Origin of the sequence: Streptomyces corchorusii, assembly GCF_001514055.1 — a bacterium.
In the GTDB taxonomy this organism is placed as follows: Bacteria; Actinomycetota; Actinomycetes; order Streptomycetales; family Streptomycetaceae; genus Streptomyces; species Streptomyces olivaceoviridis.
Window position 1 is genome coordinate 29948 of the sequence record NZ_KQ948365.1, and the last position, 7592, is coordinate 37539.

The 7592-nt window shown below is 69.7% G+C and carries 8 protein-coding genes and 1 pseudogene; 3 read left to right on the forward strand and 6 right to left on the reverse strand.

Features of this window, described 5'->3' with window-relative positions:
• On the reverse strand, positions 1 to 316 hold a 316-nt coding region (locus AQJ11_RS32815), incomplete at its 3' end, for a transposase (protein WP_159061711.1).
• A gap of 88 nt (positions 317 to 404) precedes the next feature.
• Here AQJ11_RS32815 and AQJ11_RS46715 point away from each other — a divergent pair.
• Positions 405 to 548 (forward strand): hypothetical protein, encoded by a 144-nt coding sequence (locus tag AQJ11_RS46715; RefSeq protein ID WP_208616671.1) that lies wholly within the window; start codon positions 405 to 407, stop codon positions 546 to 548.
• A 295-nt stretch (positions 549 to 843) separates the two neighbouring features.
• Here AQJ11_RS46715 and AQJ11_RS49375 read toward each other — a convergent pair whose 3' ends face one another.
• Positions 844 to 1179 (reverse strand): hypothetical protein, encoded by a 336-nt coding sequence (locus tag AQJ11_RS49375; RefSeq protein WP_159061712.1) that lies wholly within the window; start codon positions 1177 to 1179, stop codon positions 844 to 846.
• 327 nt (positions 1180 to 1506) lie between these two features.
• Positions 1507 to 1701, reverse strand: a complete 195-nt coding sequence (locus tag AQJ11_RS32820) for a hypothetical protein (protein ID WP_059265598.1) — start codon at positions 1699 to 1701, stop codon at positions 1507 to 1509.
• Between the two features lie 198 nt (positions 1702 to 1899).
• Between AQJ11_RS32820 and AQJ11_RS50475 the strand changes: the two genes are divergently transcribed.
• Entirely contained in the window at positions 1900 to 2538 is a 639-nt protein-coding gene (locus AQJ11_RS50475) for a hypothetical protein (protein WP_208616682.1), read from the forward strand.
• Positions 2539 to 2652: 114 nt separating this feature from the next.
• On the opposite strand, the gene AQJ11_RS46720 is transcribed toward AQJ11_RS50475, so the two are convergent.
• A complete protein-coding gene (locus tag AQJ11_RS46720) occupies positions 2653 to 3165 on the reverse strand; it encodes a hypothetical protein (RefSeq protein WP_244218449.1) in 513 nt (170 codons plus the stop codon).
• 468 nt (positions 3166 to 3633) lie between these two features.
• A complete protein-coding gene (locus tag AQJ11_RS32830) occupies positions 3634 to 4875 on the reverse strand; it encodes a hypothetical protein (RefSeq protein ID WP_244218450.1) in 1242 nt (413 codons plus the stop codon).
• A gap of 112 nt (positions 4876 to 4987) precedes the next feature.
• Between AQJ11_RS32830 and AQJ11_RS32835 the strand changes: the two are divergent.
• Positions 4988 to 6438: pseudogene (locus AQJ11_RS32835) on the forward strand (helix-turn-helix domain-containing protein); the annotation flags it as partial.
• A 90-nt stretch (positions 6439 to 6528) separates the two neighbouring features.
• Here the strand turns inward: AQJ11_RS32835 and AQJ11_RS32840 are convergent.
• Entirely contained in the window at positions 6529 to 7440 is a 912-nt protein-coding gene (locus AQJ11_RS32840; protein WP_398781515.1) for an IS701 family transposase, read from the reverse strand.
• Positions 7441 to 7592 lie beyond the last annotated feature (152 nt).

Here is a 7592-nt window from a genome sequence, read left to right on the forward strand (position 1 = left end):
CGACGCGGGTGACGTCGACGAGGCCGGCGTCGTCGAGCCGGTGCAGCACGGCCTCGTGCAGTCGGCCCCAGACACCAGCTCTCGACCAGATCAGGAACCGGCCGTGAGCGGTCGACTTCGACACCCCGAAGCACGGCGGCAAAGCCCGCCAGGCGCAGCCGCTGACCAACACGTAGATAATGGCGGCGAACAGCGTCTCATCAGGCGTGTCCTGTGTTCCCCCGCCCTGCGGACGCACCCTTGATGGAGGGATCAGCGGCTTCGCGATCTCCCACAGCCCATCCGGAACAATCCAACTCCACGTATCCCGCCCCATGACCTGACCAACGAACTACCGCCACATAGGACACGGTCTTGGTCGACGCGACTTCCCCGACCCGGACCCCGCCGACCAGCCCAGCCCCATGGAAGCCGCCAGGGCCCAGCGCCGCCGCCGGGCCGCAGCCACCGAAGCCGCCGCCCTGCGCCGAGCCCGAGCCGAACGCGCCGCCCGCCAGACCGCGATGGCGGCCGCCGTCCAGCCCGCTGAACTGCGGACCACGGCGTAACGCGGTCCGCGACGGTTCAAAGGGCGCCGGCGTTCATCCAACACAGAGCCAGGGCCACGTCCGCGGCGGGAGGAGTCCAGTAACGGCCATCGAGAAGACCACGGCCGCGGAGGTATCGGTCGGCGTCGCCCAGTGGTGGGAACCGAGCGGCCGGGCGCGGACGGCGCCCACGTCCACCGGCGGGGCGACCATTCTGGGTTCGACGGGCCTGCGTACAGGCAGGGCACCTATCGTGCCCGCCGTAACCCATATCGAATAAGCACCTCAATGGCGCCGCTCCAGCCCTTGATGTCGTTCAGAGGAGATTGGCGCCCTTCTTACAGGCCGTTACCGCGTAGCTGTGCTTCACGTCGAGGTCCTCCAAGCCCGCCCGGCAGTAGAAGAGCAAGACCGGGTCGTGGTCCACATACCACTCCTCGGCGTAGTTGCAACTCTTATAGGCTTTTCCTCCGATAGGCACGTGATAGCCCATTTTCCGCAGATACTGCTGGCAATCCCATGACCATGCCTGCGCCGGACTGGCCATGAGCAGCGGTGCGGCGGCGGCCAGGAGCGTGCCACTCACCGTGACGGCAGCTGCGCGCTTCCACCGGCGCGAGCGCGAAGCTCCGCCCGACACGGATGACGCCACCGTGCTGTCCCTCTCCGTCCGTGCCAAACCAATCCCTCCTCATCAGTCGGTTCGACGCCGATCCCCGTATCGGCGTCGCCCTCTCAGCCTGCCGGGCAACCGACAGCGTGGCGCTAGCAGAGAGTCCACACTTACTTGCGGTTGCGTCTACTCGGCTACGGCGGACGTGGCAGCGGTAGTTGCTGGGCGGCATATCCGTTCGTACCGGCTCATTCCAAAATTCTGAAATGAGCCAGCGGGCTGGTCCTGGCCCGCAGACCACCCTCACCGCCGCGAAGACTGACTCCGCCCGCCGCGGCCGCCGGTGGGCGTGGTCCCGCCGTGCGGTCACTGCCCGGGGGAGGCGGGGCCGAAGCCGAGTGCGCGGCGCCCGGACGGGCGCGGCTTGTGGTCGGTGGCGGCCGGGGCGGCCGGGAGGCGTTCGGCGGCGAGCGGGGCGCGCGTCGCCGGCGGGTCGGTGTCCTGGGTGCGGGACGTCTCGGCGGTGGCGGGTCCGGTGCCCAGCGGGCGGTGGTCTGTCATCACCTGATCATCGCGCGGCGGGAAGCTCTCCGGTCGAGCCCTGGTGGGGTCGGGTGGTGCGGAGGACGATGGTGGTGTGGGTGAGCGCGGCGAGGACCAGGAGCACGGCTCCGGTCCGGTGAGGGTGCCGCTCAGCGTGGCGCGGGCCCTGGAGGTGACGGCTGGGCTGCGGGAGGCGATGGACGATGCTGGCGCTCGGTGGCGGTGCTCGCCGTCCGGGTGTGTGACGCGCATGCCGCCCGGGTCTGGGTGCCGCTCGGGTGCGCCTCGTGGGGGGCGTACTGCGCCGCGGAGTTCGGTATCTCCCGGGCGCAGGCGTACCGGCTCCTGGACGTTGACCGTGCCCTGGCCGTGATCCACGGCGCGGTCACCGCCGGCACCGGGGAGTCTCGCACGCGGGACACCGGCCCGGAGGCCGCGGCCGTGCTCGACTACGGCCTGTCCCAGCGGGCCCTGTTCGCCGTCTCCGCCCGCGGCGGCGACGGCGCGGAGCTGATCACCCGCCGTCTCACCGCGCTCGGCCACGACGTCCGGCGGCTCTTGGTGAGCCCGCCGTGCGGGCAGTGGTCCGCCAGGCTGTCCGCGACGTCCGCCCCGACCCCGCCGCCCCCGCCGTCGCCTGCCGGTGAGTCGGCGGACCTGGTCATCACCGAGCTGCGCCGCGTCGCCGACAGTCTCTACGCCAACACCTATGCGATTGGTGAGCTGATGCTCGAAGTCGCCCCGGCCTACCTCTCCGACACGGCCGCCGCCGACGTCCCTCGCCCTGCTGTGCGAGGAGATTGGCGGACCCCTCGACCGCGGCCTGGCCGCCCGCCGCTACGCGATATCCGGTGACCGTCGCGCGCTGCGCAGCACCGTGCTGTAGGCGTCGCGGGCACGCTGCTCGGTGGGGCCGGCCCCGAGGGCGCGGCGCCCGGCTGCCGGGCGGCGTCGGGCGGGAAGGGATTGTCAGACCACAGGAGGCCCAGCAGACGAAGCTGATGCGGCATTCGCTGCATCCCGCGCAGTCCGCTCCGCAGCGCGCATGTCGCCGTCGTCGCTGCGCTGAAGGACGAAGATCTTCACCAACGCGAGCAGGCTCGGTCCGCACAGGCCGGCCGCCAGCCAGGCGTTGTGTGGAGCGATGTAGAGGCCTCCGCCAAGCATCGTCAGGGATGCGACCATGCCAGCGACGAGCGTTGCAATCCGGTGCATATGATGGCGTTTTTCGATGACTTCACGTGCGGCGCGTTCGGCTTCGGCTTGAGCGGCCGCTGCCTGCCGCTCCGCTTCTGCCTCCTTCGCCTCAAGGCGCCGCAGCCGGAACTGGTGCTCACGCTTTAGCTCCGGCTCCAATGCCTTCAGCGCCACCTCGAGCTTCTCCGGGCCAAGGACCTCTCCCCACCGCGCAGCAATGCCCATGGCGGCGTTCATGAAGGGGTCGTCGTCACGACGCGCCGGAAGGGGTTCTCCAAGGCTCACGCCTGCACCCCTCCATCGCCTCCACCGACGGGAGCGAAATCTCTGCGAACAGGTGCTGGTGGAGGCCCGAGGCGCAGAAACAACCTGGCTAGCACGTGATTCAGTGTGTCCGCTGCCGGTCCCGCGTCGTCTTCATCGAACGTAAGAGGGGGATCGTCATCAACAAACGCAATGGGCGGTGTTAGCGGTTCTGTGCTCGCTGGTTCGTCCAGCAGCTGTTGGGCGTAATGACGCCTAGGGATCTCGATCTGCTTCTGGAAAGCGGCAAATTTTCCTGCCCAGTACCGCGCCAAGTCGCTCAACATGTTGTTCGGCGATCCCGAGCTGAGGGCGAACTGGCGGGTCTCCTCCAGCTGACTCTCCCAGTAGTCAGGCCCATGCTCGTCACTCGACAGAGCTGCAAGCTGCGAGGCGAACGACTCGCGCCGCTCCAACCACCGGTCCGATAACGCGGCCGCAGCAACAGTCTCACCAAACGTACGTGCGTCCAGCCCCGGTTCCACCGCGCCCCCTCTGCCCGACTTCCTTGACCGTAGCGGAGGCACACCATTTCGAGAAGGATTGTGGGGGCTCTACAGCCGCCGGGACGGCGGACAGCAACCGGATATCGGCATCAGAGCTTTCGCCGAAGGTGACCACCCGCGTCCCGCCGTGGCGGCGGCCCCGAAGCTCGCGGATCAGGACGGCCGCCCGGATCGTTCCGGGCGGCCGTCGTCTGCTTGTCGGTGGGATGCCGGTCAGTCGCCGGCGTCGTGGGAGAAACCGTCGTCCAGGATGATGCGGATGGTCTCGCCTTGTCCGGTGAGGTCGGTGAGTTTGGCTGCGATGCGGTTGTAGGAGGTCACGGGCCATGGCCCAGTCGCCCTCCAGCGGGGTGGCGGTGGAGCGGGTGTTCCACAGCTCGATGAGCAGGGCGATGAGGGAGCGTCCGGACAGGACGGTCTGGACGCGGCCTTCCTTGATGTCCTCGACCGAGGGCGGGGTGCGGAAGTGGCTGCGGTCGACGGCCAGGGCAGCGAGCCACTCCCAAGTGTCGCGGTGCGCGATCAGTTCGGCGGAGGCCACACCGGCGGCCTTCAGCAGCAGGACGCCGTGGGCGATCCGCGGGTCCTCCGCGCCGGCGGAGGCCTGCGGCGTGGCAGCCCAGGGTTGGCCAGCGGAGGTGCCGGTGCCCTGGTAGGCGGCCTCGATGGCACTCTTCAGCGCGAGGTCCTGGTCCTCGCCGGTTGCGAGCTGCGGCCGGTGCCCGGTGTTCTCCATGGTTCCCCCCTGGGAGTCGGTGTGGGTTGAGACGCGCGGATGACCTTCGGCACCGGCGGATGAGCCGTAGCCAGCCTCGGGTTCGGGCGGCTGCGTAGTCCTCTCGGGAGGGGTTTGCGTGCCCTCGCCGGTCGGGTCACCTGTCCCCTCGGGCGGCACGAGGGGACGCAGAAGGTCGGCAAGGTCCAGTAGCTGCCGAAGCTCGCTCCGTGTCTCGTTCAGGTCGTTGATCATCCGGTCCTGGCGGCGACGGACCTCCCGGTTCTCCTCGCGCAGTCCGGTGCTGCCCCCTTCGATCTTTTCGAGGATCTTCAGGCGACTCTGCGTGACGTCACCGTGCAGCGCGGTTAGCCCGACCGTCGGGTCATCGAGACGATCGAGATGGGCGAGTTGCTGTCGTATCGCCTCCAGTTCCTTCATGGCGTCGCGAAACGCGTCTTTCCACCCCACGTGACCCCCTGGCTACTCAGAGCATGCGACCGCTCGAATCTCCCCAGAAAGAATTCGCGTGACGCGATGGTTTCCAGCCCTTCCCTGGGGCCCTCTCGGCCGCAGCCGACCGAAGCGCAAGCGGCTGCGCCAGGCCCACGGGCTGACGCTGAACGAAGTGGCCGCCGCGCTGAAGGTGCGCCGGGCGACGGTGTCCGGCTGGGAGTCGCTGAAGAAGCCGACCGAGCCCCGCGGCCCGGAGCGTGAGGCGTACGCGCGGCTGCTGAACCAGCTCGCGGAGCTCTACCCCGCGCCCGCCGCCGCCTCGGACCCGGTGCCCTCCCCGTTCACAGCGCGGACTCCGTCCACAAGCCCGGCCTTCGAGGCTGCGGCCATGGCTGCCACCGAGAACACCCAGACCCCTGCCCCTGTCGCCGCTGCTCCGGCCGTCGCGACCCGCCCAACGCGCACCACCAGGACGTCGTCGACGTCGCGCCGTCCGGGTGCGAAGAAGGCGGCCCCGGCCGGCACTCCGGCGGGCGGCACCGATCCGCGGTTCGAGAACGGGCCGCTGGCGGTCGTCGACGCCGACGCGGACGGGCAGGTGCTGGCGTACTGCACTGGCGGCCTGGTCCTGGACGTGCCCGCCAAGTCCCTGCCGTCCCTGGTGGAGTGGACGCTCAAGGAGGCGAAGCTGGGGCAGCCGAAGCTGTCCGGCCCGGGCAAGGACGCCGACCCGCTGCTCGTTCTCACCGAGTCTGCGCTGGAGCGCTACGGGCTCCCCGTCGCCCTCACTGATGAGGAGCGGCTGGCCGGGCGACTCCCTGAGGGCCACAAGGTTGTCAAGCAGCTGGCGCGTGCGGAGTGGAAGCTGACGAAGCGCGGGCTCGGGCCGTGGGCGCGGATCTACCGTCCGGCCAAGGGCTCGGAGCGCGCTTGCGTGCAGCTGCGCATCCCGTCCTGGCACGCGCTCGACTCCCGCCACTGGGGCGAGGCCGGGCAGCTTCCGCCAGCGGACCTTGCGCGTGCGAGGCACCCGACGGACACCCGGTCCTGGCGGACCTGCCGCGCTTCCACGTCCGCGGCCCGGCGGAGAAGCTGTTCGAGGAGGCATACGACTGGGCGCGGCCGATGACGGATGCCGAGTGCACGCTGCGGCACCTGGTCGGCATCGACGTGAACATGGCCTTCGCCGCCGGCGCCAACGGCCTCGTCGTAGGCCTCGGCGCACCCACCCACGTCAAGAACCCGGTATTCGACCCCAAGCTGCCCGGCTCCTGGCTGGTCGATCTGTCTCATGTCGACCTGTCGCGGGTGAAGGTCGGCAAGGACAAATGGGTCGAGCTGGACGGCAGCCTGCTGCCCAGCCCGTTCACGCCGAAGGGCGAGCGCCCCGAAGGCCCGGCCTGGTACGCCACCCCCACCGTCGCCTACGCGGTGGAGCTCGGCTACGAGGTGCAGCCGATCGAGGCCTACGTCCGGTACGAGAACGGCCGCTACCTGGACGGCTGGTACAACCGGCTCCGCGACGCCTACCTGGCCACGATGGCCGACCTCGGCGTCCACGCGGACACGGAGTCGGCCCTGTGACAGGACAGCTCCGCAGAGTAACCACAGAGCATCCTCAGCGTCGTTTGCCAACAAGCGTGCTGATTTGCCAACTGCGATGCGTCGTCACACCGACGCTGGCAGCACCCACGACCTACGTCGACGCACGTGTCTGTCCACAGGCGATCCGTGGTCCCTGGAGGCATGAGCGACCACGAGCAGCAGCCGGCCCCGCACCGCGGCAAGGTCCTGGAGGCCGGGGGCGGTGATGGCGATCTGGGCCCAGTCGTACCAGCGGTGGCCCTTCGCACCGCGTCCGGCGGACAGCTTCTGCCAGGCCCGCTTGGGGATCTTCTTGGCCAGGTGGTCGGCGCGCTGGTCTCCGGCCGGGGCGGGGAGGCGGTGGGTGCTGGAGACCGCGAGCACGTAGCCGAGCTGCCGCCGCTCCAGGGCGGCGCGCAGGTGCGGGTTGTCGCCGTAGACCTCGTCGCCGGCCGCCCATGCGGCCGCAACTCCCGCGTCCAGGGTGCGCTCGATCATCTGTCGGGCGAGCTGCGGCTTGGTGGCGAAGTTGACGTCGTCGGGGACGGCGGCCTGGCCACAGCGGTCCGGGTCGCTCGTCCAGGACTTGGGCAGGTAGAGCGCGCGATCGATGGCGGCGTGTCCGTGGCGGGAGGTGTAGGTGAGGTGGACGGCGACCTGGGCGTTCTCGATCCGCCCGGCGGTGCCGGTGTACTGGCGCTGGACGCCAACGGTGCGGGTGCCCTTCTTCAGGTCGCCGGTCTCGTCCATCACCAGCACGGCCTGGTCGTCGGCCAGGTGCTCCAGCACGAACGCGCGCAGGTCGTCCCGGACGAGGTCGGCGTCCCATTTGGCGCGACCGAGCAGGTGCTGCAGGCCGTCGGGGGTGGCGTCCCCGGTGTGCTCGGCGATCGTCCAGCAGTTCTTGCGCGGCAGGTCCGCCAACAACCCGAGCAGCAACTGCCGGGCTCGAAGCCGGGGTTCGACCCGGCCGAATTGTCCCGCGATCCGCTCCATCAGGACCTCGAACATCGCCCGCCAGCGGGCAGGCACTACGCTGTGGACTGCGGGCACCGCTTCATCGTCAAGTCCACACACCTCACGATGATCACCCGTGGCCGCAGCCGTCTCCGCACCAGGTCTCACCGACTCGATCACACCCCATGTTT